Origin of the sequence: Acetobacter senegalensis (assembly GCF_001580995.1) — a bacterium.
Taxonomy (GTDB): Bacteria; Pseudomonadota; Alphaproteobacteria; order Acetobacterales; family Acetobacteraceae; genus Acetobacter; species Acetobacter senegalensis.
In genome coordinates this window covers 1-1163 of sequence record NZ_LHZU01000028.1, presented here as the reverse complement: position 1 = coordinate 1163, position 1163 = coordinate 1, and the positions used below count along the sequence as shown (strand labels likewise).

1 protein-coding gene is annotated in these 1163 nt (G+C 60.4%); it reads right to left on the bottom strand.

The window, feature by feature from the left end:
- Positions 1-1163, bottom strand: a 1163-nt coding sequence (locus AD948_RS00165; RefSeq protein ID WP_061470219.1) for a 3-deoxy-7-phosphoheptulonate synthase class II, incomplete at both ends; no start/stop codon positions are given.

The window sequence follows — 1163 nt, the reverse complement described above, 5'->3', positions numbered from 1 at the left end:
TCTGGCCGGTCATTTCAATATGCACGCCACCGGCATGCACACCTTCAGCCGCACAGGCATCAAAGAAGCCTTTCACTTCCGTCATGATGGCATCAAATGACCGTGTTTTGACCTTCTGCGTGGTGGAGATGGTGTTGCCGTGCATCGGGTCAGTCAACCAGGTCACGGTACGGCCCGTGGCTTTTACGGCCCGCATCAGCGGCGGCAGGTGCTTGTCAATCTTGTCAGCGCCCATGCGGGAGATGAGCGTAATGCGCCCGGCTTCATCAGTCGGGTTCAGGATTTCCAGCAGCTTTTCAAGGTCTTCCACCGTGGAGGTCGGACCAACCTTGATGCCGATGGGGTTACGCACCCCACGCAGGAATTCGACATGTGCGCCGTCCGGCTGGCGGGTGCGGTCCCCGATCCAGATGAAATGGGCGGAGCAGTCATACCATTCGCCTGATGTGGAATCGACACGGGTGAGCGCCTGTTCATAAGGCAGCAGCAGGGCTTCATGAGACGTATAGAATTCGGTTTCATCCACCTGCGGGGCGGAGGCAGCGTCAATACCGCAGGCCTGCATGAAGGACAGAGTCTCCCCAATCCGTTCCGCCATCACACGGTAGCGGTTGGCCAGCGGAGAACGTTCCACAAACCCCAGATTCCAGCGGTGCACTTCATGCAGGTTGGCATAGCCCCCGCGAGAGAAGGCGCGCAGCAGGTTCTGGATACCAGCGGACTGGAAATAACCGGTTTCCATGCGCACGGGGTCAGGAATACGGGCTTCTGCCGTGAAGTCCGGCCCGTTGATGATATCCCCACGGTAGGACGGCAGCGTGACATCGCCCTTGGTTTCCGTATCGGAAGAGCGCGGCTTGGCGAACTGGCCCGCCATGCGGCCCAGCTTCACCACCGGCACTTTTGCGCCAAAGGTCAGCACAACCGCCATCTGTAGCAGCACGCGGAACGTATCGCGCACCACATCGGCCTTGAATTCGCCGAAGCTCTCGGCGCATGCGCCGCCCTGTAGCACAAAGGCCTGCCCTTTGGCGGCCTGGGCCAACTGGGCGCGCAGGCGGCGCACCTCACCGGCAAATACCAGCGGCGGATACACATGCAGCCGGTCTTCCACCGCTTTCAGCGCGGCTTGATCCGGATAGGTTGGCATCTGCTTGACAGGA